Source organism: Sedimenticola hydrogenitrophicus, from assembly GCF_029017505.1.
GTDB classification, from domain to species: Bacteria; Pseudomonadota; Gammaproteobacteria; order Chromatiales; family Chromatiaceae; genus Sedimenticola; species Sedimenticola hydrogenitrophicus_A.
Genome location: NZ_JAQGEI010000009.1, coordinates 58,509 through 84,897, shown reverse-complemented (window position 1 = coordinate 84,897; position 26,389 = coordinate 58,509). Strand labels below are relative to the sequence as shown.

Annotated in this window: 22 protein-coding genes and 1 riboswitch; of the genes, 8 read left to right on the top strand and 14 right to left on the bottom strand. The window is 63.5% G+C overall.

The window, feature by feature from the left end:
- Nucleotides 1-146: 146 nt before the first annotated feature.
- The 7 genes from O9K64_RS07395 to O9K64_RS07365 are packed head-to-tail and all read right to left on the bottom strand — an operon-like array spanning nt 147 to nt 8,148.
- Nucleotides 147-1,451 (bottom strand): DUF58 domain-containing protein, encoded by a 1,305-nt coding sequence (locus O9K64_RS07395; protein WP_275097439.1) that lies wholly within the window; start codon nt 1,449-1,451, stop codon nt 147-149.
- Nucleotides 1,448-2,476, bottom strand: coding sequence for an AAA family ATPase (locus O9K64_RS07390; protein WP_275097438.1), 1,029 nt, complete (start codon nt 2,474-2,476; stop codon nt 1,448-1,450). Before O9K64_RS07390 ends, O9K64_RS07395 begins: the two co-directional genes overlap by 4 nt.
- Entirely contained in the window at nt 2,469-3,683 is a 1,215-nt protein-coding gene (locus tag O9K64_RS07385; protein ID WP_275097437.1) for a DUF4350 domain-containing protein, read from the bottom strand. Before O9K64_RS07385 ends, O9K64_RS07390 begins: the two co-directional genes overlap by 8 nt.
- A complete protein-coding gene (locus O9K64_RS07380; protein ID WP_275097436.1) occupies nt 3,676-5,211 on the bottom strand; it encodes a DUF4129 domain-containing protein in 1,536 nt (511 codons plus the stop codon). The genes O9K64_RS07385 and O9K64_RS07380 overlap by 8 nt, the downstream gene beginning before the upstream one ends.
- A complete protein-coding gene (locus O9K64_RS07375) occupies nt 5,198-6,187 on the bottom strand; it encodes a stage II sporulation protein M (protein WP_275097435.1) in 990 nt (329 codons plus the stop codon). The genes O9K64_RS07380 and O9K64_RS07375 overlap by 14 nt, the downstream gene beginning before the upstream one ends.
- Before the next feature lies 1 nt (nt 6,188).
- A complete protein-coding gene (locus O9K64_RS07370; protein ID WP_275097434.1) occupies nt 6,189-6,866 on the bottom strand; it encodes an RDD family protein in 678 nt (225 codons plus the stop codon).
- A gap of 10 nt (nt 6,867-6,876) precedes the next feature.
- Nucleotides 6,877-8,148 (bottom strand): BPSS1780 family membrane protein, encoded by a 1,272-nt coding sequence (locus O9K64_RS07365; protein WP_275097433.1) that lies wholly within the window; start codon nt 8,146-8,148, stop codon nt 6,877-6,879.
- Nucleotides 8,149-8,514: 366 nt separating this feature from the next.
- Here O9K64_RS07365 and O9K64_RS07360 point away from each other — a divergent pair, with 366 nt between their 5' ends.
- Both O9K64_RS07360 and O9K64_RS07355 read left to right on the top strand, forming a co-directional pair.
- Complete coding sequence (locus O9K64_RS07360) at nt 8,515-8,793, top strand: type II toxin-antitoxin system RelE/ParE family toxin (RefSeq protein WP_275097432.1); 279 nt, start codon at nt 8,515-8,517, stop codon at nt 8,791-8,793.
- Between the two features lie 5 nt (nt 8,794-8,798).
- A complete protein-coding gene (locus tag O9K64_RS07355; RefSeq protein ID WP_275097506.1) occupies nt 8,799-9,089 on the top strand; it encodes a HigA family addiction module antitoxin in 291 nt (96 codons plus the stop codon).
- A 188-nt stretch (nt 9,090-9,277) separates the two neighbouring features.
- Here the strand turns inward: O9K64_RS07355 and fba are convergent, their stop codons facing one another.
- The 6 genes from fba to O9K64_RS07325 form a co-directional block, all read right to left on the bottom strand.
- Complete coding sequence (gene fba, locus O9K64_RS07350) at nt 9,278-10,342, bottom strand: class II fructose-bisphosphate aldolase (protein ID WP_275097431.1); 1,065 nt, start codon at nt 10,340-10,342, stop codon at nt 9,278-9,280.
- A 222-nt stretch (nt 10,343-10,564) separates the two neighbouring features.
- Entirely contained in the window at nt 10,565-11,998 is a 1,434-nt protein-coding gene (gene pyk, locus O9K64_RS07345; RefSeq protein WP_275097430.1) for a pyruvate kinase, read from the bottom strand.
- A gap of 51 nt (nt 11,999-12,049) precedes the next feature.
- Nucleotides 12,050-13,231: a phosphoglycerate kinase gene (locus tag O9K64_RS07340; protein ID WP_275097429.1), complete on the bottom strand. Its 1,182-nt coding sequence runs from the start codon at nt 13,229-13,231 to the stop codon at nt 12,050-12,052.
- 172 nt (nt 13,232-13,403) lie between these two features.
- Complete coding sequence (gene gap / locus O9K64_RS07335; protein ID WP_275097428.1) at nt 13,404-14,402, bottom strand: type I glyceraldehyde-3-phosphate dehydrogenase; 999 nt, start codon at nt 14,400-14,402, stop codon at nt 13,404-13,406.
- 95 nt (nt 14,403-14,497) lie between these two features.
- On the bottom strand, nt 14,498-16,483 hold the full coding sequence (gene tkt / locus O9K64_RS07330; protein ID WP_275097427.1) for a transketolase: 1,986 nt from the start codon (nt 16,481-16,483) through the stop codon (nt 14,498-14,500).
- 350 nt (nt 16,484-16,833) lie between these two features.
- Nucleotides 16,834-17,391, bottom strand: a complete 558-nt coding sequence (locus O9K64_RS07325; protein ID WP_275097426.1) for a thioredoxin family protein — start codon at nt 17,389-17,391, stop codon at nt 16,834-16,836.
- Nucleotides 17,392-17,732: 341 nt separating this feature from the next.
- Here O9K64_RS07325 and metK point away from each other — a divergent pair, with 341 nt between their 5' ends.
- The 6 genes from metK (at nt 17,733) to O9K64_RS07295 (ending at nt 25,365) form a co-directional block, all read left to right on the top strand.
- The gene (gene metK / locus O9K64_RS07320; protein WP_275097425.1) at nt 17,733-18,905 is read left to right on the top strand and encodes a methionine adenosyltransferase; all 1,173 of its coding nucleotides are present in this window, start codon (nt 17,733-17,735) and stop codon (nt 18,903-18,905) included.
- A gap of 140 nt (nt 18,906-19,045) precedes the next feature.
- A riboswitch (S-adenosyl-L-homocysteine riboswitch) is annotated at nt 19,046-19,124 on the top strand.
- 13 nt (nt 19,125-19,137) lie between these two features.
- A complete protein-coding gene (gene ahcY, locus O9K64_RS07315) occupies nt 19,138-20,553 on the top strand; it encodes an adenosylhomocysteinase (RefSeq protein WP_275097424.1) in 1,416 nt (471 codons plus the stop codon).
- A gap of 82 nt (nt 20,554-20,635) precedes the next feature.
- Complete coding sequence (metF, locus tag O9K64_RS07310; protein WP_275097423.1) at nt 20,636-21,493, top strand: methylenetetrahydrofolate reductase [NAD(P)H]; 858 nt, start codon at nt 20,636-20,638, stop codon at nt 21,491-21,493.
- Nucleotides 21,494-21,741: 248 nt separating this feature from the next.
- Complete coding sequence (locus O9K64_RS07305) at nt 21,742-22,866, top strand: hypothetical protein (protein ID WP_275097422.1); 1,125 nt, start codon at nt 21,742-21,744, stop codon at nt 22,864-22,866.
- 410 nt (nt 22,867-23,276) lie between these two features.
- Complete coding sequence (locus O9K64_RS07300; RefSeq protein WP_275097421.1) at nt 23,277-24,629, top strand: adenosylmethionine--8-amino-7-oxononanoate transaminase; 1,353 nt, start codon at nt 23,277-23,279, stop codon at nt 24,627-24,629.
- A gap of 1 nt (nt 24,630) precedes the next feature.
- Nucleotides 24,631-25,365, top strand: a complete 735-nt coding sequence (locus O9K64_RS07295; RefSeq protein WP_275097420.1) for a 16S rRNA (uracil(1498)-N(3))-methyltransferase — start codon at nt 24,631-24,633, stop codon at nt 25,363-25,365.
- 78 nt (nt 25,366-25,443) lie between these two features.
- Here O9K64_RS07295 and ttcA read toward each other — a convergent pair whose 3' ends face one another.
- Nucleotides 25,444-26,319 (bottom strand): tRNA 2-thiocytidine(32) synthetase TtcA, encoded by an 876-nt coding sequence (ttcA, locus tag O9K64_RS07290; protein WP_275097419.1) that lies wholly within the window; start codon nt 26,317-26,319, stop codon nt 25,444-25,446.
- Between the last annotated feature and the right edge of the window lie 70 nt (nt 26,320-26,389).

Here is a 26,389-nt window from a genome sequence, read left to right as displayed (position 1 = left end):
GTTATTGCGAAATTACCATTATTCGCGCTCATTCGCGTTCATTCCATCTTTAGGTCCGTAAACGGTGCATCCTTGCACCACTCCTCGCGGCTAATATTTTCCTGAGCACGGTCGATTCAGATGGCTAATCAGGAATAACTATTACATCAGAGCGTCCCCGACGCCTTGATCATCAGATAGCCGTTCACCAGGGCGACCGGCAACTGGGGTGCCTGCAGGTCCAGGGTCAGCACCCCCTGATGCCGCAGGTTGTCCAGACTCTTTCGCCGCTGCTCCAGATACCCATTGACCGTGTGAAACTGCAGTGCCGTGTCCAGATCGCTCACCGGCCGCTCCAGCACCTCATCCAGGATCGACTCGCGCAGATTGGCCACCACCACCAGATGCCGCCGCTTCAGCAGCTGGATCGCCTGGATCAGGTCGGTGTGGTCCTCATCCCGGGTGTTGGTCATCACCACCACCAGGGCGCGGCGCGGCTGCAGCGACATCAGTTGCCGGGCCGCCAGCAGGAAATCGGCCGCCTCCTGGCCGGCGCTCAGATCATAGGTGCGCGACAGCAGATCCTGGACCACCCCCGCCCCTTTGCGCGGCGGCAGCCAGCGATCGGCGCCACCGAAGGTGAGCAGGCCCACCGCATCCCCCTGCCGGGCCGCCACATGGGCCAGTAGCAGCAGCGCGTTGAGTGCCTGATCCAGATGCACCCGCCCGGCCTCCTCGTGGCGCATGCGGCGGCCGCAATCGAGCAGAAACAGTACCTGCTGGTCACGCTCATCCTGATACTCCTTGGAGATCAGCTTGCGGTAGCGCGAACTGGCCTTCCAGTCGATCTGGCGCAGGGCATCGCCGGCACGGTACTCACGCAGCTGATGGAAGTCATTGCCCTGCCCGCGCCGCTGGCGCCGCCGCACCCCCATCTGACTGAGCCGATGATCCGTCGCCAGCAGGGCATAGCGGCCGATCTCCTGAAAATCGGGAAACACCTTGACCCCTTCGGCCAGGGCATGGAAGTGCCGGTGGTGCCAGAAACCGAGGGGCGAGGTGACGATCAGGTCACAGCCGCTGAACGCGGCGTCACCCCGGCGCCGCGGCTTCACCCGGTATTCGACATACCCCGTGCTGTGCGCCGGGAGATCCAGCGCGGCGGGCATCGCCTCGCACTCGAATCCGCCCGGATGATGATCATGCAGCCACAGCCGCAGCGGACGGGCGCCCGGATTATCCAGGCGCAGCCCCACCTTCGACCACACCCCGACCGGGATGCTGTGGCGCAGGCTGCGGCTGAGGGTGATGTTCGGGGCCTTGCGCACCAGCAGGGCATCCAGCAGCAACACCCCGCAAAGCAGCCAGAACAGCACCAGCCAGAGCTCGTGCAGCGCCGGATAGAAGGCCGCCGGCAACGCCGGCAGGCTGACCCCAAGCGTGGCCCAGAGCAGCGACCGGCTCGGTGTCATATGCGCGGTGCATCCACATTGACCAGGATATCGGCCAGCACGTCGTCCGCCTGGTAGCCTTCGATCTCCAGGTCGGTGGTCAGCTTCATGCGGTGGCGCAGCACCGCTGCGGCGACCGCCTTGACGTCGTCCGGGGTGACAAAGGCGTTGCCCTCCAGCAGGGCATGGGCACGCGCGGCACGCAGCAGCGAAATGCTGCCGCGCGGTCCCGGCCCCACCTCGACCCCGCTCCAGTCCCGCGCCGTGCGCACGATGCGCACCGCATAGCCGACAATCTGTTCATCCACCCGCAGGCGGGCCGCCGCGCGCTGCAGTTTCAGTACCTGCGCCGGGTTCAGCAGGCCGCGCACCGCCGAGATATCCAGTTGATCACCCACCACCCCGTTGGTGACGTGATGCACCAGCGCCTGCTCCTCCTCCTGGGCGGGATAGTCGATGAACACCTTGAGCAGGAAGCGGTCCAGCTGGGCCTGGGGCAGGGGGTAGGTCCCCTCCTGTTCGATCGGGTTCTGGGTGGCCAGGACCAGGAACGGCAGCTCCAGCGGATAGGAGGTCCCCTCGATGGTGACCTGCTGCTCCTGCATCACCTCCAGCAGGGCCGACTGGGTCTTGGCCGGTGCCCGGTTGATCTCGTCCGCCAGCAGGAAATTACAGAATACCGGGCCCTTGCGTACCCGGAAGGCGTCCCGCTTCATATCGAACATCACATGTCCGCTGATATCGCTCGGCATCAGGTCCGGGGTGAACTGGACCCGGCTGAAATGTCCTCCCACGGCCGCCGCCAGGGCACGCACCAGCAGGGTCTTGCCCAGTCCCGGGACGCCCTCCACCAGCACATGCCCGGCCGCCAGCAGACCGATAATCACCTCGCGGATGACCCGTTTCTGTCCGATCACCGCCCGTTGTACCTCGCGTTCCAGCCCCTGGACCTGGTCCAGCGTCTCCTGATCCAGTGTCGCCTGATCCAGTGTCTCCGGGCACACTCCACCGCTCGGCGGCGCCGCCACGTTCATCTCCTCATCCACGCGTCTTCTCCTGTATATGCAACCGCGCCGCCAGTCTCTGTTGGACTGCCGTCACCTGAATAAATGCCTGTTCGCCCTGATACCCGCCATAGAGTGCCCGTTCCACCGCCGGGGGCGAGAGTCCGGCATGCTGCGCGATCCATTGGCAGCGCTCCCCCTGCTCCAGGGTCCCCAGCACGGGATGGCGCTGCCGCCACGCCTGCTCCAGCGCCGCCTGGGATTGGCCGAAGGTGGCAGCCGCCTGGTCGGTACGCCAGAGGTAACGGCTCACCGCCGCCAGGTGCTCCATCAGGTTGCGCCGCGCCGCCTGCCCGGGGGTGATGACCGGCCCGCTGCGCCGGGTCAGCGACCAGACCAGCAGCAGCCCCAGGCTAGCGAGTGATATGACCAGCCCCGGGGCCAGGCGCCACAGCAATTGCGGCAACGGCGGCATGTCGCTGCTGTAGAGCAGCCAGGCGCGCCGCTGCTGGCCCACCAGCCGCGCCAGCAGCAGGGCATGATCCTGCTCACCGATCGCGGCATTGGCGAAGATCTCCAGGTCGCCGATCACCGTGATCCGTCCCTGCCCCAGCCGGTACTGCAGCAGATGGGCGCCCGCCTCCGTCTCGACCGTCCAGTCGGCCCGCCCCTGACTGTCGAACAGCAGGCGCCGGGCACTGAAGGCGACACCGATCTGGTCCCCGGTTGCGGGCAGCTCGAACAGCACCGGCGCCGGTTTTTCACGGGATGAGAGGTTGCCGTCGTCCGCGGTTTGATCCGCCGGTGGCGTCTCGTCGCGGGGCTGGGGGTCGACGAACTGGGGGTGGACCCCCAGGGCGTCCAGCAGGCTGTTGCCGCTGCTCTGGGCCGCGTCGTCCCACGCCTCCTGCGGGGTGATCAGCAGATGGCCACCCTGCCGTACCCAGCCCAGCAGTACCTGCTCGCGCTCCGGCGGTAGGCTCACGCCCAGCCGGTAGACCAGCAGCAGACCGGGCTCCGCCGGCGGGGTCAGCAGGCGGTCACGGCCACTGATGCTCTCGGCGTCCAGGCCGATGCGGTTGAGGAAACGCTCGGCCGCCAGCAGCGGATTTCTTTTTGCCAGCGGCGACATCCCTTCGACGATCTCGCGGCTGCGCTGTTCATGATTGGCGAAGAACCACTGCACACCCCAGCCCGCGAGCAGCAACAGCAACACCCCGATCAACGCCCATGTCAGCCGACTACCCATGGTCCGGCTCTCCGCCGAACAGCCGCTGCCATTCGTCACACAGCCCGGCGACCTGCCGTGCATCCGCTGGCTGATGCCCGTAGGCCGCCGCGATCCAGACCCGCGTCAGGCGCACAAAGAAGGCGCTCTCGCCCTCGGGACAGACCTCCCGCACCTGGGCGACACACTCGCCCTCGGTGGCACTGTCCGCTATCTCCAGCCGCTCATGCCGCAGCAGCGCCACCAGCACCCCCCGGTAGAGCAGGCTCAGTGCCGCGCGGATCTCTCCTTGCTGCAGTAGCCGCCGGCACTCCCCCGCAATGTCGACCGGCAGCGACTGGCTGTCCAACGACAGCCCGAACAGACTGGCCGGGCGCTGCCGCCGCCTTGTGCTCTGCGGCCGGCGGATCACCAGGGACTCCCGGTTGCCCCAAGCCTTGTACAGCAGCCAGGCCAGCAGCACGCCCGCCCCGATCAGCAACACGCCCTTGCCGAAGGCGGCGGTACCGCGGGTGAAGCCCTCCAGCACCTCCAACAGCCACTTCACCAGCCAGTGCAGATCCTCCCGATCGGCCGCCGGCTCCTCTGCCGCGCCGATGTATTTCCAGTAGGTCTCCTGTTTGCGCTGGCCGAACGCCTCATCCGCCAGCACCTGCGCTATGACCGTTTTGGCCTCCCGGGTCTCCAGGGTCGCGGCGGGCAGATCGGGGACGTGGCCGCCGGCCAGCAACGCGCCGCCCAGCAGCAGGCTCAGCGCCCGCCCCGCCCGTCCCGCCCGTCCGGCCGGACGGGCGGGACGGGCCTCCCGGCTACTCTGTTTCCTGCTGATCAGGCGGCGGAAGGCAAGCTCGATATCCCACGCCTCGAGTTCGGTGCGCCGGGTCAGGTAGAGGGCGAATCCGCCCGCCACATAGAAGGGGGCGATCAGGGACATGGCGAACAGGTCACCCAGATGCTGCAGCCACTGCTCCAGACGCCCGGGATTGAACAGGAAATTGTCCAGGTTCAGCCAGCGCAACTCCTCGGGCAGCATGATGATGATCAGAAAGATGAAGGAGAGCTCCAGAATGATCTCGAAATGCATCCCCACGATCGTCAGCCAGGTACTCGCCTGCTGTCCCCGCCCCAGCACCGCCACCCGTTTTTTGCGCGCCTTGCCGCGGAGCCTTTCCAGTACTGTCACCGGCATGTTGAAGGAGCGGTTGGGGTTGAAACGGCGCCAGGTCAGGTTGACCAGCAGTTGCGGGAAAACGATCCGGAACGCCTGCCGCAGGACAGCGCGCAGGGGGATCCGGTCGGCAAACAGGGCACGGCTCAGCCAGAACAGCAGCAGCGGCTCGTAGGCCGGCTTGCACCACCAGACGATCAGGATGACCCACAAGGGGTGGTCGGGAAGTAATAACGCCGCCAGCAGATAGACCGGCAGCGCCAGGGCCAGCCAGAGCAGCCAGAGCGGCACGAACCAGACGCGGGCCATGGCAAAGCCGAGGTCGATCGCCTCCCAGGGGGTGCGGGGACGCACGGTGACGGCGATCCTATCCAGTTCCATGCGCTTCCCGGCCGGCAAACCCCAGATAATACAACACCAGCAGCCAGAGCAGGCCGGCCACGCCGTACTTGATCTCGACGGCCGCCGTGCCGGAGGACCAGAAGGCCTCGATAACGGCGGCGATCAGCAGCATGAAGGCCGCCCCCATCACCAGCGGCAGCGCCTCCCGGGCGCGCCGTTTCAGGGCGTCCAGCCGGGTCAGCTGTCCGGGGGCGATCAGGGCGTGGCCGAGGATCAGCCCCGAGGCGCCGCAGATGGCGATGGCGGTCAGTTCGAACGCGCCGTGACCACTGACAAAGGACCAGAAGGTGTCCTGGTAGCCGACCCGGGTCAGGTGACCGGCCACGGCACCGATGGCCACGCCGTTGAACAGCAACAGCAGTACCGAGCCGAGGCCGAACAGCATACCGCCGGCGAAGGTGCGGAAGCCGATGCCGATGTTGTTGGAGATATAGTGGCCGAACATCATCATGTCGGTCTCCGCACTGCGCTCCAGGGAACGGCCCGGTTTGCGGTTGCCCGGATCATACATCGCCTCCATGCCGGCCACCTGATCCTCATCCATCACGCTGTAGATCAGCTCCGGCTGCAGATAGCAGAAACCGCCCACCAGCAGCCCGGGCAGGGCCAGCAACGCCGCCGCCAGCCAGAAGTAGCGGATCTGCCGGCGCAGGGCGCGCGGGAAGCCGTAGGCGATGAACTGCACCAGGCGCCAGAGTTCGGCGCCGCGCCCCGAGTAGAGCTGGCGATGGCCACGCAACACCAGTTCATGCAACTGCTGCTCCAGGGCCGGGCTGTAGTGGCGGCTGCGGGCGATCGCATAGTGATTGCAGAGTTCACGATAGAGCGACGGCAGCCGCGCCAGCTCGTCCCGGCTGTGGCGGCGCTTGCGCCGGGATCGCTCCAGATCGTCCAGCAGCAGCCGCAGCTGTTCCCAGGCGTCCCGGTGGCGGCGTTCGAAATCGAGTTGGCGCATGCTAACGTCCCTGCGCCAGCCAGCTGGCGTAGGCGTGCAGTTCGGTCACCGCCGCCGTCCCCTGCCGGCCGCTCAGGCCGGTGAGGATCTCGGCCAGCTCGACCTGCCGTTCCGCGGTCAACAGCGGCGTGCGCTCGGCAAAGGCCAGCAGGGTCCGCTGCTCCTCGCGGGTCAACGGCTGGGGCGGATGGACGGGCGGCACCTCCGGCAACTCGTGGCGCTGAGTGGCCTTGTCCCGATACACCACCAGTGTGCCGGCGGCGAGGTCGCCCAGGCGCTGGAAGTTGCGGTTCAGCAGCATCGAGGCCAGTCCGGCGGCATACAGAAAGGGCAGGAAATCGGCCGCCCGCAACAGATTCCTGAGCAGCGAGGCGGACCAGGATACCGGCGTGCCGTTATCCTGGATCACCTCCAGCCCCATCGCCTTCTTGCCCGGCGTGGCCCCCTGGCGCAGCTCGAAGAACACCGGATAGAACCATTCGATGAGAAAGAACACCACCAGGCTGAGGCCGAACCCCAGGCCACCGAGGAACGAGAAGGGGATGGCGATAGCCAGATAGAGACCGGCGCGAATCAGCATGTCGATGGCCCAGGCGCAGCTGCGCACCACTGGTCCGGCAATGCGCAGGCCCAGGGCGATCCCCTCCGGGGTCTCATAACGGCGGCTAGTATCCAGCATTAAACGGCATTCACTGGTAATAGATATCGCGATAGGCAGTATACATGGAGGCGGTCATCACCGGCATCACCACCAGCAGGCCGAGGCCCACGGGCAGGGCGCCGAGGAAAAACAGCACCAGGGCCACGACACCATACAGCAGGAACGGCAGGATGTTGCGGACACAGCCGGAGAAGCTCAGTTTCATGGCGCTGAGGGCCGACATCCCCTCCATGGCGATCAGGGCGGGGGCGAACCAGTAGGCCATCGTCAGCGGAATGGAGAGGCCGAAAGCCACCAGTATCAGCAGCAGCACCGAGCCGACGCCCATGGCCGAGGCAATGGCACCGGGGTCGGCATTCTGCATCGCATCCATCCCCCCCAGCATGCCGATCAGCATCCCGCCGCCGACCATGCCCAGCACAAAGGTGAGGGCGATAACGCCGACCAGATAGAGCAGCCCGACCAGCATCAGCTGACCGACACTGGAAGAGAAGCCGGCAAACAGGTGGCTGAGCTCGAAATCGTCCCCGTGCTCCTGGGCGGCGCAGCCCAGCATCAGACCGGCGAGGATCACCGGCGAAATCAGGGTGATCACCAGCGAGCCGATGAACGGCACCAGGCTGAGCACCACCGAGAGCACCACCCAGACCACCAGGGTGATAATCCACGCCAGCGGATTCTGCCGGAAATGCCAGAAGCCGCGCCGGATCCACGCCCAGCCGTGGCCGATCGGCCGGGACTGCGGACCGGACAGCTCGCCGCGTTGCGCCTCGCCCACCAGTTCGGCCCGGGGCGCAGCATAGGGATCCTTGGCGCTGGCCGACGCTTCGCTGTAGCTCGCCTGTTCGGCATCGGCCGCCTGGCGGGCCAGGTATTTGGAGATGACGATGCCGCAGCCGAGGCAGGTATCATTCTCCAGGTTTTCCGAGCCGCACTTGGGACAGCGCGCTAGCGCCGGGTTATCGGGAGATGGCGTGGCGTCCAGCGAGGCCACCGTGGGACTATCGGCATCCGTTTTGCCATCCGACTGCGGCTCCAGCGAGAGGCCGCTCAGTCCGCCGCTCTGCCGGACCGGTTCCAGCCGCACGATCATGCCGGTCGCCTCCAGCGCCTGTTGATACTTTTCCGCGCTGGCTCTCTCCAGCGCCTTCTTGAGGGTGATCTCACGGGAGGCCGCGAATACCTTCCTGGCCTTCTCCTCGGACACCTTGAAGCGTCGACAGAAATCCGCTATCGCATCGTCTATTTCGGTGCCCAGCCGCAACTGGCCGGTATAGATCACGCTGTAGTGCTCACCCACAATCCCGCTCCTATCATTCTCGTTATTATGCCGCGGCCTATCCCCTGACAGCCGCACTCCATGCCCGGCACCACTTCCCCGCGTATGACGGCGACAGGGCACTGTTAGCGGATTCTATGCCATGAGCGTGAAAATCTAAATCCTGAAGGCGATAAAAAAGCTTCCTGGGCGGTTTTTTTGCCGGTTGCTTCTGCTTTTTCATGGGTAATCGCGGGGGTTCGGCGTCCAGAAGTCTGACTTACCGCCAGATTTGCCGCGCCTTTTGTGATCGTCTGAAAGCCCCCTCGAAAGGGTGGCCCGGAACCTGCCCAAGGCCCTGTTAAGTAACTGTTGTGCAACAGTAAACAATGTACTAGAGTAATCCCAATGATCAAGAACTTCAAACACAAGGGACTGGAGAGGTTCTTTACCTCCGGCAGTACGGCAGGCATTCAGGTCAACCATGCGCGCCGCCTCGAAGAACGGCTGCAAGCCCTTCATACCGCCACCATCATCGAGGATATGGATTTACCCGGCTGGCGGCTGCACTCACTCAAAGGCAACCGGGCTGGCCTGTGGGCAATCAGCGTCAGCGGGAATTGGCGGATCGTCTTTGAGTTCGTGGACGGCCACGCCTATGTTGTAAATTACGAGGATTACCATTGATGAATATTCAACAGCACAACCCTATGCACCCTGGGGAGTTCATCAAGCGGGTGTATCTGGAGCCGTTCGCTCTGGGTTCCAATGAGCTGGCTCGTAAGCTGAAAGTCAGTTCAGGTCTGGTGAGCCGCTTGCTCAACGGCAAGACGGATGTATCGCCCGCCATGGCCTTGAAGCTCTCCAAGGTCCTGGGCCGTTCGCCGGAGAGCTGGCTACTGATGCAGGATAACTTTAATCTTTGGCAGGCGCGGCAGACCATTGACCTGTCGGAGTATGAAAGCATCCGGTTTGCTGTGTAGGAGATATCCGCGAGATGATCTGATCCCTGTCCCGCGTAGGGGCAACCCCCCGTGGTTGCCCGATATCTCCGGTTGTGCGGGACCAGGGCAGGCACGGGGGCCTGCCCCTACGGGTCGAGCAGCAGCGGCGACAATAAAAAAAGGGGCGCCCAAGGGCGCCCCGGCGATACAGCGCAGCTGCTCCCGGATCAGCTGATCTGCGGGTCCAGCTCGCCGCTCTCGTACAGGCCGAACATGGTCTCCAGGGACTTGGCGCGGATCTTGGACGCATGGCCATTGCAGCCAAAGGCCTCGTAACGCGCCTTGCAGATCTCCTTCATCCCCTTGGTCGCCTCCTTGTAGAACTTGCGCGGATCGAAGTTGGAGGGGGCGTCGTGCAGGTGCCGGCGGATAGCGCCGGTCGAGGCCATGCGCAGGTCGGTGTCGATATTGACCTTGCGCACGCCGTGCTTGATGCCTTCGACAATCTCCTCCACCGGCACGCCATAGGTCTGGCCCATGTCGCCGCCGTAGTTGTTGATGATGGCCAGCCACTCCTGGGGCACCGAGGAGGAACCGTGCATCACCAGGTGGGTGTTGGGGATGCGCTGATGGATCTCCTTGATGCGGTCGATGCGCAGCACCTCGCCGGTGGGCTTCTTGGTAAACTTGTAGGCGCCGTGGGAGGTGCCGATGGCGATGGCCAGGGCATCCACCCGGGTCAGCTTGACGAAGTCGGCCGCCTGCTCGGGGTCGGTCAGCAGCTGATCCATATCCAGCTTGCCCACGGCGCCGATGCCATCCTCTTCACCCGCCTCGCCGGTCTCCAGGGAACCGAGACAACCCAGCTCGCCCTCCACCGAGACACCGCCGGCGTGGGCCATCTCCACCACCCGGCGGGTCACGTCCACGTTGTACTCATAGGAGGCGGGGGTCTTGCCGTCGCTCATCAGCGAGCCGTCCATCATTACCGAGGAGAAACCGGACTGGATGGAACGCAGGCAGACCGCCGGGGAGGTGCCGTGATCCTGGTGCATGACGATGGGGATGTGCGGATAGGCCTCCAGGGCCGCCAGGATCAGGTGGCGCAGGAAGGTTTCACCGGCATAGGCGCGCGCGCCCGCCGAACCCTGCATGATGACCGGACTGTCGGTCTCGTGCGCCGCCTGCATGATGGCGTGCACCTGCTCCATATTGTTGACGTTGAAAGCCGGCATACCGAACTGGTGATCGGCGGCATAATCCAGCAGCTGTCGCATGGAAATTAGAGGCATGATGTTCTCCTTCTCTAGATAACTTTGTATTTAATCCGCCGGACGAAATCCCGTCCGTCTTGTAAATCAAGCGCGGTTGGGTGGGCACGTCTTCCGCACCACCCTACCCTGCTGTTATTCGTAAAACGTAACTTCTCACCCGGTCTGCAGGTGATTGGCCTGCCTTGTTGGCCGATCTAGGTGGCGCCTCGAATCCGGTCCCGTTTTCAGATTCAAGCCGGCTCAGCAGTGCTCCCCGACCCGCAATATCTTCATTACATTGGTACCGCCCATGACCCCGCTGGTATCACCCTTGGTGATGATCAACAGGTCGCCGTTGCGCACCGCGCCACGCTGCAGCATCTCGCTGACAATCGCCTTGTTGATATCCTGGTCGCTGTCGCTGGAGACATCGAAGCTGACCGGATAGACGCCACGAAACAGGGTCACCTTGCGGCGCGTCGCCACGTGTGAGGTCAGGGCATAGATCGGGATACCCGAGCTGATGCGCGACATCCACATCGGGGTATAGCCGGTCTCGGTCCAGGCCGCAATGGCGGCCACGTCCAGGTGGTTTGCGGTATACATGGCGGCCATGGCGATCGCCTCGTCGATACGACCGAACACGCTGTTCAGGCGATGGTGTGATTTGCGCACCTTGAGCTGCTTCTCCGCCTCGCGGCAGATCTTGCCCATCGCCGCCACGGTCTGCACCGGGTAGTGGCCGGCCGCCGTCTCCGCCGAGAGCATCACCGCATCGGTGCCGTCCAGCACCGCATTGGCCACGTCGAACACCTCGGCGCGGGTCGGAATGGGATGCTCAATCATCGATTCCATCATCTGGGTGGCGGTGATCGCCACCTTGTTGCGCGAGCGGGCCAGGCGGATCAGCCGCTTCTGTACCGCCGGCAGTTCCGCGTCACCGATCTCGACCCCGAGGTCGCCGCGGGCGATCATGATCGCTTCCGAGGCCGCGATGATCTCCTCGATCACATCCAGCGCCTCGGCCCGCTCCACCTTGGCGACGATGCCGCCGCTGCCGCCCGCCTCGCGCAGCAGCGCCCGGGCCTGGTCCACATCCTCGGCATTGCGCACGAAGGAGACGGCCAGGTAGTCGGCCTCTATACTGGCGGCAAACAGGATATCCTCCTTGTCCTTGTCGGTCAGCGCGGGCGCGGACAGGCCGCCGCCCTGCTTGTTGATCCCCTTGCTGTTGGAGAGCTCGCCGCCGGTCTCCACCTTGCAGCGGATCTCGGTCTCAGCCACCTCTTCGACCCAGAGCATAATGGCGCCGTCAGCCAGCACCAGGGTATCGCCCCGCTTCACATCCTGGATCAATTCTGGAAAGGTCAGGCCGACCCGGTGCTGGTCGCCGTCCCGGGGACCGCATTGGGTATCCAGGACGAACTGTTCGCCCTGCACCAGGAACACCTTGCCCTCGCGGAAGCCGGAGATACGGATCTTCGGCCCCTGCAGGTCCACCAGCAGACCGACCTGGCGGCCGCTGGCCCGCGCCCGGTCACGTACGATCTCCGCGCGTCGCCGGTGCTCTTCATGGGTACCGTGGGAGAGATTCAGGCGCACCACATCCACACCGGCGCCGATCAGCTGATCCAGCACCTTGGGGTCGTCGGTAGCCGGACCCAGTGTGGCCAGAATTTTGGTTCTTCTTAACATAGTATCTCCGGGACCGGCGTCCGCTGCTCGCACACGCCGCCCCTCTGTTCTTCATCCAGCCGCGCGCGACTCCAGCATCTCCACCGCCGGCAGCTTCTTGCCTTCCAGGAACTCCAGGAAGGCACCGCCACCGGTTGAGATGTAGGAGACACGATCGGCAATGGCATACTTATCCACGGCGGCCAGGGTATCGCCGCCACCTGCGATCGAAAATGCCGAAGAGTCGGCGATCGCCATGCCCAGGGTCTGGGTACCGGCGCCAAATTGATCGAACTCGAATACGCCCACCGGACCGTTCCAGACGATGGTGCCGGCGGTCTTCATCAGCTCGGCAAAGCGCGCCGCGGTCTCCGGACCGATATCGAAAATCATGTCGTCATCCGCCACATCCTCCACCCGCTTGACCGTGGCCTCGGCGGATTCCGAGAACTCCTTGCCGCACACCACGTCGGTGGGTACCGGAATCTCGCCGCCCTTGGACTTCGCCACCTCCATCAGCCGCTTCGCCTCCGCAATCAGGTCGGGCTCGTAGAGCGACTTGCCCACGTTGTAGCCGGCCGCCGCGATAAAGGTGTTGGCGATACCACCACCGGGGATCAACTGATCAACGATCTTGGACAGGGCATCCAGCACGGTCAGCTTGGTGGAGACCTTGGAGCCGCCGACGATGGCCGCCATGGGACGGGCCGGATTGTCCAGCGCCCGGCCCAGCGCCTCCAGTTCGCCGGCCAGCAGCGGACCGGCACAGGCGGTGGGGGCATAGGTGCCGGCGCCGTGGGTCGAGGCCTGGGCGCGGTGGGCGGTACCGAAGGCGTCCATCACGTAGACGTCGCACAGCGCCGCGTACTTGCGCGACAGCGCCTCGTCATTCTTCTTTTCACCCGGATTGAAACGAACATTCTCCAGCAGCACCACGTCGCCGTCGGCCATGGCGGGAGGGGTATCCAGGTAGTCGCTGACCAGCCGCACGTCCTTGCCCAGCGCCTCGGCAAGGTAGCTGGCCACCGGCTGCAGCGAAAACTCCTCGGCATACTCGCCCTCGGTGGGCCGACCCAGATGGGACATCAGCATCACCCGGGCGCCGGCCTTGACGCAGTGCTCGATGGTCGGCAGGGAGGCGCGGATGCGCTTATCCGAGGCCACCTTGCCCGCCTTGATGGGCACGTTCAGATCCTGGCGGATCAGCACCCGTTTGCCGGCAAGGTCAAGATCGGTCATTTTGATTACGGACATGGAAAGGATCTCCTGGGAACGCGTGTGTATTATTCAAAAGGGATTGGATGAAACGGTTATTTCAGCGAATACCTCTTGCCGGCCATGCGATGGCCCCGGTACGAGGGACTCGCACCGGGGCATCGTCTGACTGAGGGGATGACAGGCGCATCCCCTCCGCTGGGCGGTCTGGTTACTGCTGCATGACGCGGACCATCTCCAGCACCTTGCTGGAGTAACCCCACTCGTTGTCGTACCAGGAGACGACCTTGACGAAGGTCTTGTCCAGTGCGATGCCGGCCTCCTCGTCGAAGGTGGAGGTGCAGGACTCGCCGCGGAAATCGGTGGAGACCACCTTCTCGTTGGTGTAGCCCAGCACGCCCTTCATCTTGCCCTCGGAGGCGTCCTTCATGGCGCTGCAGATCTCCGCGTAGCTCGCCTCGGTATTCAGCTCGACAGTGAGGTCCACCACCGACACGTCCGAGGTGGGTACGCGGAAGGCCATGCCGGTGAGCAGGCCGTTCAGCTCCGGGATCACCTTGCCGACCGCCTTGGCCGCGCCGGTGGACGAGGGGATCATGTTCTCCAGGATGCCGCGACCGCCGCGCCAGTCCTTCATCGACGGGCCGTCCACGGTCTTCTGGGTGGCGGTCGCCGCATGCACGGTGGTCATCAGGCCACGCTTGATACCGAAGCTGTCGTTCAACACCTTGACGATCGGGGCCAGACAGTTGGTGGTGCAGGAGGCGTTGGAGATGATGGTCTCACCGGCATATTTCTCGTGGTTCACGCCATACACGAACATCGGCGTGTCGTCCTTGCTGGGGGCGCTCTGGATCACCTTTTTGGCGCCGGCAGCGAGATGCTTCTCGCAGGTCTCCTTGGTCAGGAACAGGCCGGTGGACTCGACCACCACCTCGGCACCGATCTCGTCCCATTTCAGGTTGGCCGGATCACGCTCGGCGGTCAGGCGGATCGGCTTGCCGTTGACGATCAGGGTATTGCCGTCGACGGCGATATCGCCCTTGAAGCGGCCGTGCACCGAATCGTATTTCAGCATGTATGCCAGATACTCGGGGTCCAGCAGATCATTGATGCCGACGATCTCGATATCGTCAAAATTCTGTACGGCGGCACGGAACACCATGCGTCCGATTCGACCAAAACCGTTAATGCCTACTTTTATAGTCATTAGCAAAACCTCCAGATAAGTTGTTATTTACTGCAATCAGATTTCCCGGTCGGGGCGCCGTCGGCGCCCCGGTGTCTTTCCAGTGTAAGGTCCGGTCAAAGTGTCTCTTGCACCGCCTTGACGACATTTTCAACGGTAAAGCCGAACTCCTTGAACAGCTGGTCGGCCGGCGCGGATTCACCGAAGTGGTTAATACCGACCACCTTGCGTGCATACTTGTACCAGCCATCGGTCACACCCGCCTCGACCGCCACCCGGGCGGTCACCGCCGCCGGCAGGACCGACTCACGGTAATCCGCATCCTGGGCCTCGAAGGCATCCACCGACGGCATCGAGACCACCCGCACCCGGCTGCCGTTGGCGGCCAGTTCCGCCGCCGCGTCCACCGCCAGACCCACTTCCGAACCGGTTGCGATAAGGATGGCATCCGGCGTCCCGTCACAGTCACGCAACACATATCCACCTTTGGCAATGTCGGCGATCTGTTGTTCGCTGCGCGCCATGAACGGCAATCCCTGGCGGGAGAAGATGAGACAGCTCGGCCCGCCGCTTCGCTCGATCGCCGCCTTCCAGGCCACGGCGGTCTCGACCGCGTCACAGGGACGCCACAGCGCCATGTTGGGAATCATCCGCAGGGTGGCGATCTGTTCGATCGGCTGATGGGTCGGGCCATCCTCACCCAGACCGATAGAGTCATGAGTATAGACAAACAGCGAGCGCTGTTTCATCAATGCCGCCATACGCAGGGCATTGCGGGCATACTCCGAGAACATCAGGAAGGTGGCGCCGAACGGGATCAGGCCGCCGTGCAGGGCCACGCCGTTCATGATCGCCGACATGCCGAACTCGCGCACCCCGTAGTTGATATAGTTGGATTTGGGGGTCTCGGCGCGCATCGGCCGGTAACCGGACCACTCGGTCAGGTTGGAACAGCCGAGGTCAGCGGAGCCGCCAAACAGCTCCGGCAGCAGCGCGGCGTAGCCCTCGATGGAGGCCAGCGAGGCTTGGCGGGTAGCCGGGCTCTTCGCCTCGGCATTCACCTGGGCCACGAACTCGGCGGATTTGGTCGCCCAGTCTTCCGGCAGATCGCCCGCCACGCGGCGCTTGAATTCGGCGGCCAGTTCCGGATGGGCCTCCTGGTAGGCGGCGAACCTGCTGTTCCAGGCGGCCTCGGCGGCGGCACCCTTCTCGCGGGCGTCCCAGCCGGCATAGACGTCCGCCGGCACCTCGAAGGGCGCGTGATCCCAACCCAGGGCGGCCTTGGTGAGATTGATCTCCTCGTCACCCAGGGGCGCCCCGTGACAGGCGTGGCTGCCGGCCTTGTTGGGGGAGCCGAAGCCGATGGTGGTCTTGCAGCAGATCAGGGTCGGCTTGTCGGTCATCGCCTTGGCGAATTCCAGCGCCTTGTTGATCGCCTCGGGATCGTGGCCGTCCACATCGGCAATCACGTGCCAGCCGTAGGCCTCGAAGCGCTTCGGGGTATCGTCCAGGAACCAGCCATCGACGTGGCCGTCGATGGAAATGCCGTTGTCGTCCCAGATGGCGATCAGGTTGCCCAGGCCGAGGGTGCCGGCCAGTGAACAGGCTTCGTGGGAGATGCCCTCCATGAGGCAGCCGTCACCGAGGAACACATAGGTGTTGTGGTTGACGATGGTGTGGCCGTCACGGTTGAACTCGGCGGCCAGTGCTCGCTCGGCGATGGCCATGCCGACCGCGTTGGTGATGCCTTGGCCGAGCGGGCCGGTGGTGGTCTCCACGCCCGGCGCATAGCCGTACTCCGGGTGCCCCGGGGTCTTGGAGTGGAGCTGGCGGAACTGCTTCAGGTCCTCGATGCTCAAGTCATAGCCGGTGAGATGCAGCAGCGAATAGATCAGCATCGAGCCGTGGCCGTTGGAGAGGACAAAGCGATCCCGGTCAGGCCACTTGGGGTTCGCCGGATTGTGCTTCATATAGTCGTTCCAGAGGACCTCGGCGATGTCGGCCATGCCCATGGGCGCGCCGGGATGGCCCGATTTGGCCTTCTGGACCGCATCCATGCTGAGGGCGCGGACGGCGTTTGCAAGATTTCTGCGTGAGGACATATGTCTCTCCTGTCTTAGGATGGTTTAGTAATTCTGTAATCCGTGCGGTACGGGAAAACCGTTCACCGCCGGCGGGCAGCACCCACAAGCGGGGGGCTCCCGATCAATTCATGGCCATCAACTCATGACCTTTCGCGGCCCGCTCCCCGCGCCGCCCCCCGTAACCGTGGCGCCCTCCCGGACGGCGACTCACCCGAAAAACAGCCCGGGGGGTGCCATTCTTGCGCCATCATCTGCCGGGGGCAAGCCAGATCCGCTTATAGGGGTAAAAACAGCATCCCACACACAACTCAAGACACTGATTCAAATACATTTATTAAAATTACAGGCCGCCTGAACGGCAGCCGCTACTAGCCGTCGCGCCATTTTATCGAGCAGCCGATACTGGGTATCTGCTGCGCCGGCCCCTTCCCGGTCCGGGCGACCTGTTGCATCGCCACGAACAGCTCCCGCCGCGAATTCTCCGGCGCGGGGGCGATGCCGCTGGCATCCAGACGGCCCCGATACTGCAACCGCAGGTCGGCGTTGTAACCGAAAAAGTCCGGGGTACAGACGGCCCCGTACTGCTTCGCCACTACCTGGTTCTCATCCAGCAGGTAGGGGAAGGGGAAGCGGAACTCTTCGGCAACCCGGACCATGCTCTCGAACGAGTCCTCCTCGTACAGTGCGGGATCGTTCGACATGATCGCCACCGCGTTGATGCCCAGGCCATGGAGTTCCGCGGCGTCCCTGACAATCCGCTCGCGCACCGCCTTTACATAGGGACAGTGGTTGCAGATAAACATCACCAGCAGCCCCTTTTCGCCCCGGCAGTCGGCCAGGGTCCAGCGTTTGCCGTCCACCCCGGGCAGATCGAAATCAATCGCGGGCAGGTCGAATTCACACACCGGCGTTTGCAGAGAGACCATGTCGCACCCTCCCGATCAGTTGGCGTAAGAGCAAGGGAACATAATCCTACCTTAAAAGAATGGCAAGATTGATATAAAATTCTTATGGAAGCCATTACCGTGGATTAATTGACATTAACAGAAGCCGAAGCTACCTTAGGGGCCTGTCGGACTTATCACGGATCTTCTGCGGACTCGCTACGATCGGTGAAGCCCACCAGATGCCGTAAGACAGCGCCAATTTGACTCAGATTGCGGGCGCTCAATAAATACAGCTAAAGCGAGTGAACAGTGACAGACTACTGTGAACCCGTCTTTAGCCCACGCTAGACGGGTTTTCTATTTTCTGGAAGAAATAAATTATGAGTGACTACATCTTTACCTCCGAATCGGTCTCCGAGGGCCATCCCGACAAGGTGGCGGACCAGATCTCCGATGCGGTACTGGACGCCATCCTGGCCCAAGACCCCAACCCGGAACACGCCCGGGTCGCCTGCGAGACCATGGTAAAGACGGGCGCGGTGATCGTCGCCGGCGAGATAACCACCAACGCCTGGGTCGACCTGGACGACCTGGTGCGCAAGGTGATTTGTGATATCGGCTACACCAGCTCGGACGTGGGTTTCGACGGCAGCACCTGCGCCGTGATGTCACTGATCGGCAAGCAGTCCGGGGATATCGCGATGGGCGTGGACCGCAAGGCACCGGAGGAACAGGGCGCCGGCGATCAGGGACTGATGTTCGGCTACGCCACCAACGAGACCTCGGTACTGATGCCGGCCCCGATCACCTATGCCCACCGCCTGGTAGAGCGGCAGTCGGAGATGCGCAAGAAACGGGTGCTGCCCTGGTTGCGCCCCGATGCCAAGAGCCAGGTGACCCTGCGTTATGAGAACGGCGTGGTCACCGGCATCGACGCGGTGGTACTCTCCACCCAGCACGATCCCGATATCAAGCAGAGCGACCTGATCGAGGCGGTGATGGAGAACATCCTGCAGCCGGTCCTGCCCAAGGCGTGGCTGGACAAGTGTCCCCAGCACAATATCCACATCAACCCCACCGGTTCCTTCGTGATCGGCGGCCCGGTGGGCGACTGCGGCCTGACCGGGCGCAAGATCATCGTCGACACTTACGGCGGCGCGGCGCGCCACGGTGGCGGCGCCTTCTCCGGCAAGGACCCCTCCAAGGTGGACCGCTCGGCCGCCTATGCCGGGCGCTATGTGGCAAAGAACATCGTCGCGGCCGGTCTGGCGGACCGCTGCGAGATCCAGATCTCCTACGCCATCGGCGTGGCCGAGCCCACCTCTATCTCTATAGAGACCTTCGGCACCGCCAAGATCGACGAGGAGAAGATCGCCAGCCTGGTGCGCGAGCACTTCGACCTGCGCCCCTATGGTATCCTGCAGATGCTGGACCTGATAAAACCGATTTATCAGAAGACCGCCGCCTACGGGCACTTCGGCCGCGAAGAGCCGGAGTTCACCTGGGAGCGCATCGACAAGGCCGAGGCCCTGCGGGCCGACGCCGGATTGTAAACAGGATCAAAGACGACCTTTCAGCTGTCATTGCGACTAGCAGCCGATGTGGATGTAGGGTTAAGTTCATCATGATATAAGCAGGAAATATAACGGGTCAGGGGTGCTTCAGTAGCACACCGCAAGGCCAAAACACTGCTCCTCCCGAGAAGCGCTGCAACAGGTTCGCCTGCCAGGCTCGGGAGGGGCTTCTGAAACCATGAACGGCGCTTAGTTTTTTCGGAGACTAATCATGAACGCCGTAGCAGAAAACAGCTTTACCGATTACAAGATTGCCGACCTCTCCCTGGCCCAATGGGGTCATAAGGAGATCGCCATCGCCAATACCGAGATGCCGGGCCTGATGGCGCTGCAGGAGAAGTACGCCGAGAGCAAACCGCTCAAGGGGGCGCGTATCGCCGGCAGCCTGCACATGACCATCCAGACCGCGGTGCTGATCGAGACCCTGATCAAGTTGGGGGCCGAGGTGCGCTGGGCCTCCTGCAACATCTTCTCCACCCAGGACCACGCCGCCGCCGCGATCGCCGACCAGGGGATTCCGGTATTCGCCTTCAAGGGCGAGAGCCTGGCCGACTACTGGGAGTACACCCACCGCATCATGGAGTGGCAAGACGGCGGCACCCCCAACATGATCCTGGATGACGGCGGCGACGCCACCGGCCTGCTGATCCTCGGCAGCAAGGCGGAAAAGGATATCCACGTGCTGGACAACCCGGGCAGCGAGGAGGAGAAGGTGATGTATGCCGCCATCCGCGCCCGCCTGGCGGAACAGCCCGGCTGGTACTCCAACAACCTGAAGAACATCAAGGGCGTGACCGAGGAGACCACCACCGGGGTGCACCGGCTCTACCAGATGCAGGAGCGCGGCGATCTCCCCTTCCCCGCCATCAACGTCAACGACTCGGTGACCAAATCCAAGTTCGACAACCTGTACGGCTGCCGCGAATCCCTGGTGGACGGGATCAAGCGGGCCACCGACGTGATGATCGCCGGCAAGATCGCCCTGGTGCTCGGCTATGGCGACGTCGGCAAGGGCTGTGCCCAGTCGCTCAAGGGGCTCGGCGCCACCGTCTGGGTCAGCGAGATCGATCCGATCTGCGCCCTGCAGGCGGCGATGGAGGGCTACCGGGTGGTGGAGATGGACACGGCCTGTGCCGAGGCCAACATCTTCGTTACCACCACCGGCAACTACCATGTCATCCAGCATGATCATATGGCCCGGATGAGGGACCAGTCCATCGTCTGCAACATCGGCCACTTCGACAACGAGATCGATGTCGCCAGCCTGGCGCAGTACGAGTGGGAGAACATCAAGCCCCAGGTGGACCACATCATCTTCCCCGACGGCAAACGCATCATCCTGCTGGCCGAGGGGCGGCTGGTTAACCTGGGCTGCGCCACCGGCCACCCCAGCTTTGTCATGTCCAACAGCTTCACCAACCAGACCCTGGCGCAGATGGAGATCTGGAACAACACCGGCGTATACGGGAACCAGGTCTACACCCTGCCGAAGAAGCTGGATGAAGAGGTCGCCCGCCTTCACCTGGAGAAGATCGGCGTCCGGTTGACCACCCTGACCCGGGAGCAGGCGGACTACATTGGCGTACCGGTGGAAGGGCCCTACAAACCCGAGTACTACCGCTACTGATTCAGCAACCACCCACCGGCCGGCGCGCGAACCGCGGCCTGGCCGGCTGGGTTTGGCCACCCTTTTGCCACCTGTAAAGCCGATGCACTCACAACAGACCAATCAGAAACTGTTCAGCTTCGAACTCTTCCCCCCCAAGACCGAGGAGGGGATGGAGAAGCTGAAGACCCAGGTGAAAAAACTTGCCCGGGTCAATCCACTCTTTGTCTCCGTCACCTTCGGTGCCGGCGGCTCGACCCAGCAGCGCACCTTCCAGAGTGTCGAGTGGCTGGTCTCCGAGGGGATCGAGGCGGCCCCGCACATCTCCTGCATCAGCAGCAGCGCGGCGGAGATCGTGGAGATGCTCAAGCGCTATAAAGACCAGGGCATCCACCGGCTGGTGGCGCTGCGCGGCGATCTGCCCTCCGGCGCCGGGCCGGGCGGCCGCGGCGAGCTCAACCACGCCAATGAACTGGTCGCGCTGATCCGCCGCGAGTTCGGCGACCACTTCCATATCGAGGTGGCCGCCTACCCGGAGTTCCACCCCCAGGCCGCCAACGCCCGGGCGGATCTGAACAATTTCAAGCGAAAGGTCGAGGCCGGCGCCGACGCCGCCATCACCCAGTACTTCTACAACGCCGACGCCTATTGCCACTTCCTCGACAGCTGCGAAAAGATGGGTATCGCTATCCCGATCGTGCCGGGGATCATGCCGATCACCAACTTCAGCAGTCTCAGCCGTTTCTCCGATGCCTGTGGCGCCGAGATACCGCGCTGGATACGCAAACGGCTGGAGGCCTACGCCGACGACGTGGAGAGCATCCGCGCCTTCGGCATCGAGGTGGTCAGTGAACTGTGCCAGCGGCTGCTGGAGCACGGCGCGCCCGGCCTGCACTTCTACACCATGAATCAATCCACTGCCACCCTGAAGATCTGGCACAATCTCGGACTGCCGGAATGACCCACAACCCAGCATGAATATTAAGCCGCGAATGAACGCGAATAGACGCAAATAGGGATAAAGATAACCACCACGCGGCTTGCGGATCTATTGCCGAAAACAATCGATCCCCTTAAAGATCGGCGGTCAGATATTTACGGTATGACATTATTCGCGTTCATTTGCGTTCATTCGCGGCTTTAATACCGGTATTCGAACCTTACTGAGCCTTGTGGATATCAGGATCAGGTAAATATTAAGGATTGACGGTGAAACTGCATCCGCTGCTGATTTTTCTGCTGCTGACCACCCTGGCCGGATTCTTCTCCGGACTGATACTGCCGCAGCTGCTGCCGCTGCGCCCGGCGCCGCCGCTGCACCTGGTCTTCGCCCTGGGCATCATGCCGCTGATCATGGGCGCCATGACCTACTTCGTGCCGGTACTGACCCGCACCCGGACGGCGGAACCCCTCGCCCTGGCCCCGGCCCTGCTGGCGCTCGGTGCCGGACTGTTGCTCAGCTTCAGCCTGTTTTTCTCCTTTTCCCTCTATCCCTTCGCCGCGCTGATCGGGCTGGTGGCCGCGCTTTGGCTCTCCCTCTGGATGCAGCGGCGCAAACGCCAGACCCTGGGTCGCCCCCATCCCGGACTGCTCTGGTATCAGCTGGCCCTGCTGGCGCTGATCCTGGGGTTGCTCGCCATCCTCGCCGGCCAGCTGCTGCCGGAGTACTGGAGCGCCTTCCGGCGCCTGCACCTGCACCTGAACCTGCTGGGCTTTGTCGGCCTGACGGCCCTGGGCACGCTGCGGGTCCTGCTCCCCACCACCGGCGGCTATGCCGACCCCGGGGCGGGCACCTGGCTGATGCGCCAATGGCCCTGGGCGGCCGCCGGCACCCTGCTGGTCGCGGCCGGCTCGGTCGGGTCTCCACCGCTTGCCCTGCTCGGGCTGCTGTTGTGGCTGCCCCCCCTGGGGCGGCTCCTGCACTCCCTGCTGGTCACCCATCGGCAGGCGGTCTGGCATCTCCACGGTGCCACCATCTCGCTGGCCGGAGCCGTCCTGGGTCTGTTGATCCTGCTGCTCAGCGGCGCACTCCATGCACTGGACCCGCCCGCCGGCGCCGCCACTACCCAGGCCTTCATCCCGCTGTTTCTGCTGCCGCTGGTGACCGGGGCGGCCACGCATCTGCTGCCGCTGTGGATCACCGGCGCCGCCGACCGTGAACGGGAGCAGGTGCTGCGGGCGCGGCTCGGCCGCTACAGCGCCCTGCGAGCGGCGCTGTTTCTGAGCGGGGGCCTATTCATCCTGGCCGGCCAGGGTTGGGGGCTGATTCCGGTCCTGCTCGGTCTGCTCCACTTCTTCCTCGCGGTACTTTTTTCCCTGTTCGCGAAATCCTGAACACAACTGGTAACTCAAGCTTCGGAGTTCAAATTCAACAATAAATATCGCTTAACCTGTTGATTACAAAAAATAAGCCGGCCTCAGGCATAGTAAAATACTTGTGTTCAAACCAGGTATTCGGGTTCGCAGTACCTGTAGGGTGGATAAGCTTGCGCATCCACCGTCATCCGAATCATGGTGGATGCGCTGACGCTTATCCACCCTACGAATTCAGCGATTCAGGCATTATGAAATGAAATCCGAAACTTGAGCTGGTAACTACTTATCCGGTCTGTAAGTGATCGGTCTGCCAGGTTGGGCGATCTTGATGGAGCCATCACGCGATGGCCGGCAAGGTAGGACCATCACCCCGTGAGTTACCACAACTGTTATTATCTCTTCTGACGCTTTAACCCGGTATTCACTGTATGAGCAGCAACCAGCAAATCGCCCAGCGCGACCTCGCGGTACTCTGGCACCCCTGCACCCAGATGAAGGACCACGAGTGGTTGCCGATGATCCCCATCCGACGCGGCGAGGGGGTCTGGCTGGAGGACTTCGACGGCAACCGCTATATCGATGCGGTCAGCTCCTGGTGGGTCAACCTGTTCGGCCACGCCAACCCGCGCATCAACGCCGCCCTCAAGGCCCAGGTGGACCAGCTGGAGCACGTGATGCTGGCCGGCTTTTCCCATGAGCCGGCCATCCAGCTGGCCGAGCGGCTGGTGGCGCTCGCCCCGCCGGGACTCACGCGCTGCTTCTATGTGGACAACGGCTCCTCGGCCGTCGAGGCGGCACTGAAGATGAGCTACCACAGCTGGCGCAACCAGGGCATCAAGGGCAAGCACCGTTTCGTCACCCTCTCCAACAGCTACCATGGCGAAACCCTGGGTGCCCTGGCAGTGGGTGATGTGTCGCTCTACAAGGAGACCTACGAGCCGCTGTTGATGGAGGTCTTTACCGCGCCCTCGCCGGACTGTTTTGCCCGGGAACCGGGGGAGTCCTGGGAGGACTATTCGCTCCGCCGCTGCGCCGACATGGAGGCCCTGCTGGCCGCACACGCCCCCGAGATCAGCGCCGTCATTGTCGAGCCCCTGGTGCAGTGCGCCGGCGGCATGCGCATGTATCACCCGGTCTACCTGAAACGCCTGCGCGAGGCCTGCGACCGCCATCAGGTGCACCTGATCGCCGACGAGATCGCCGTCGGCTTTGGCCGCACCGGCACCCTGTTCGCCTGCGAGCAGGCAGGCATCACCCCTGATTTTCTCTGCTTGTCCAAGGGGTTGACCGCCGGTTACCTGCCGCTTTCGGTGGTATTGACCGGCGAGCAGACCTACCAGAGCTTCTACGACGACTACGAAAACCTCACCGCCTTCCTGCACTCCCACAGCTACACCGGCAACCCCCTGGGCTGTGCCGTGGCGCTGGCCAGCCTGGAGATCTTCCGCCAGGACGATGTGATCGAGAACAACCGCACACTGGCGCGAGTGATGGGAGAAGCGACCGCCCACCTGAATGATCACCCCCATGTGGCCGAGGTACGCCAGCACGGCATGATCCTGGCCATCGAGATGGTCAAGGACAAGGCGAGCCGCACCCCCTACCCCTGGCAGGAGCGGCGTGGCCTGCGGGTCTACCAGCACGCCCTGAGCCGTGGTGCACTGTTGCGGCCACTGGGCAATGTCACCTACTTCATGCCGCCCTACGTGATCACCCCGGAGCAGATCCGGGAACTGGCGCGCATCGCCACCGAAGGCATCGACCTGGCCACACGGGACTGATATGCAACAACACCGCATCTACACCAGCCAGCCACTTCAATCAGGTGTCAGCCTGATCCTGGAAGAGGGACCGGCGCGCCACCTGACCCAGGTGCTGCGCCTGAAGCCCGGGGCGGAGATTATCCTGTTCAACGGTGACGGCCACGACTACAGGGCCCGCCTGGGCGAGGTGACCAAGCGCAGCACCGGCGCCCGGATTGAACAGCGGCTGGAGCCCGCGGAAGCCCCCGCCGCCCTGCAGATCCAGCTGGCCATCGCCATCTCCAAGGGCGAGCGGATGGACTTCGCCATCCAGAAGGCGGTGGAGCTGGGGGTCACCGGCATCACCCCGCTGATCAGCGAACGCTGCGTGGTGCGCCTGCCCGGCGAGCGATTGGAGAAGAAGTTACAGCACTGGCGGCAGGTGATCATCGCCGCCTGCGAGCAGTCGGGCCGTCGCCGCATTCCGCTGTGCCACGAGGTAGTGGATCTTTCCGAATGGCTCACCTCCGGGGAGATCCGGGGAGGTCTGCTGCTGGATCACCGGAGTGAACACTCCCTACCCGAACTCGATCCACCGCGGGGCGAAATAAGTCTGCTGATCGGCCCCGAGGGGGGCCTGTCGGAGATGGAGCGGAACCTGGCCGCCACGGCCGGATTCAGTAGTGTGCGCCTGGGCCCGCGGGTGCTGCGCACCGAGACCGCGCCGCTGGCGGCGATCGCCGTCATCCAGGCGCTGTGGGGGGATTTCCGCTGAGTTAACTACCAGCAGCAAAGCCGGGCCCGATGCGCCTCAAAGGCCACCACAGGGGGTTGCCCCTACGGACATGCCGGATCAGCCGATCTTGTAGATCCCCAGCGCCGGCCCGGCGATCTCGGGGGGATCGAATACCGTATCCCCTTCACTCGCCGCGGCACCGAGATTCTTGAAGTCGTACAGGGTGTTATCGGCCAAATGGGACGGCACCACGCTGGAGAGGGCGCTGAAGATGTTGGCCGTGCGCCCCGGATACTGCTGTTCCCACGCCGCCAGCATCTGCTTGATCTGCTGGCGCTGCAGGTTCTCCTGGGAACCGCAGAGATTGCAGGGGATGATGGGAAACGCCCGGGTTCGGCTGTAGCGGGCGATATCCTTCTCGGCACAATAGGCCAGGGGACGGATCACCACGTGGCGGCCGTCATCGGTATGCAGCTTGGGCGGCATCGCCTTGAGCCTGGAGCCGAAGAACATGTTCAGGAACAGGGTCTCGACGATGTCGTCCCGGTGATGACCGAGGGCGATCTTGGTCACCCCCAGCTCGCTGGCCACCCGGTAGATGATGCCCCGGCGCAACCGCGAACAGAGCGAGCAGGTGGTCTTGCCGGCGGGGATCTTCTCCTGCACCACCGAGTAGGTGTCCTCCTCGACGATGCGGTACTCCACCCCCAGCCGCTGCAGATAGCCGGGGAGCACATCGGCGGGGAAGCCCGGCTGTTTCTGGTCCAGGTTCATCGCCAGCAGGGAGAAGTCGATCGGCGCGCGCGACTTGAGGGTCAGGAGGATGTCCAGCAGGGTGTAGGAGTCCTTGCCGCCGCTGAGGCAAACCATCACCCGGTCGCCCGCCTCGATCATGTTGAAATCGCCGATCGCCTTACCGACCTCGCGCTCCAGGCGCTTTTTCAACTTGTTGAAATTATTGGAGCTTCGGGTCTTTTCCGTGAGTTCTGACATGGGATTATCGCAGCGGTGGGGGTAAAGAGAGGGGATATTACACGCGGCCGCCGGAAAAAAACAGGTTCGG

What these genes read in the sequence shown, in the direction of transcription:
- O9K64_RS07395 (WP_275097439.1), bottom strand. Translation starts at nt 1,451, where the DNA reads ATGACACCGAGCCGGTCGCTGCTCTGGGCCACGCTTGGGGTCAGCCTG.
- O9K64_RS07385 (WP_275097437.1), bottom strand. Translation starts at nt 3,683, where the DNA reads ATGGGTAGTCGGCTGACATGGGCGTTGATCGGGGTGTTGCTGTTGCTG.
- O9K64_RS07380 (WP_275097436.1), bottom strand. Translation starts at nt 5,211, where the DNA reads ATGGAACTGGATAGGATCGCCGTCACCGTGCGTCCCCGCACCCCCTGG.
- O9K64_RS07375 (WP_275097435.1), bottom strand. Translation starts at nt 6,187, where the DNA reads ATGCGCCAACTCGATTTCGAACGCCGCCACCGGGACGCCTGGGAACAG.
- O9K64_RS07370 (WP_275097434.1), bottom strand. Translation starts at nt 6,866, where the DNA reads ATGCTGGATACTAGCCGCCGTTATGAGACCCCGGAGGGGATCGCCCTG.
- O9K64_RS07360 (WP_275097432.1), top strand. Translation starts at nt 8,515, where the DNA reads ATGATCAAGAACTTCAAACACAAGGGACTGGAGAGGTTCTTTACCTCC.
- fba (WP_275097431.1), bottom strand. Translation starts at nt 10,342, where the DNA reads ATGCCTCTAATTTCCATGCGACAGCTGCTGGATTATGCCGCCGATCAC.
- pyk (WP_275097430.1), bottom strand. Translation starts at nt 11,998, where the DNA reads ATGTTAAGAAGAACCAAAATTCTGGCCACACTGGGTCCGGCTACCGAC.
- O9K64_RS07340 (WP_275097429.1), bottom strand. Translation starts at nt 13,231, where the DNA reads ATGTCCGTAATCAAAATGACCGATCTTGACCTTGCCGGCAAACGGGTG.
- gap (WP_275097428.1), bottom strand. Translation starts at nt 14,402, where the DNA reads ATGACTATAAAAGTAGGCATTAACGGTTTTGGTCGAATCGGACGCATG.
- tkt (WP_275097427.1), bottom strand. Translation starts at nt 16,483, where the DNA reads ATGTCCTCACGCAGAAATCTTGCAAACGCCGTCCGCGCCCTCAGCATG.
- O9K64_RS07325 (WP_275097426.1), bottom strand. Translation starts at nt 17,391, where the DNA reads ATGGTCTCTCTGCAAACGCCGGTGTGTGAATTCGACCTGCCCGCGATT.
- metK (WP_275097425.1), top strand. Translation starts at nt 17,733, where the DNA reads ATGAGTGACTACATCTTTACCTCCGAATCGGTCTCCGAGGGCCATCCC.
- ahcY (WP_275097424.1), top strand. Translation starts at nt 19,138, where the DNA reads ATGAACGCCGTAGCAGAAAACAGCTTTACCGATTACAAGATTGCCGAC.
- metF (WP_275097423.1), top strand. Translation starts at nt 20,636, where the DNA reads ATGCACTCACAACAGACCAATCAGAAACTGTTCAGCTTCGAACTCTTC.
- O9K64_RS07300 (WP_275097421.1), top strand. Translation starts at nt 23,277, where the DNA reads ATGAGCAGCAACCAGCAAATCGCCCAGCGCGACCTCGCGGTACTCTGG.
- O9K64_RS07295 (WP_275097420.1), top strand. Translation starts at nt 24,631, where the DNA reads ATGCAACAACACCGCATCTACACCAGCCAGCCACTTCAATCAGGTGTC.
- ttcA (WP_275097419.1), bottom strand. Translation starts at nt 26,319, where the DNA reads ATGTCAGAACTCACGGAAAAGACCCGAAGCTCCAATAATTTCAACAAG.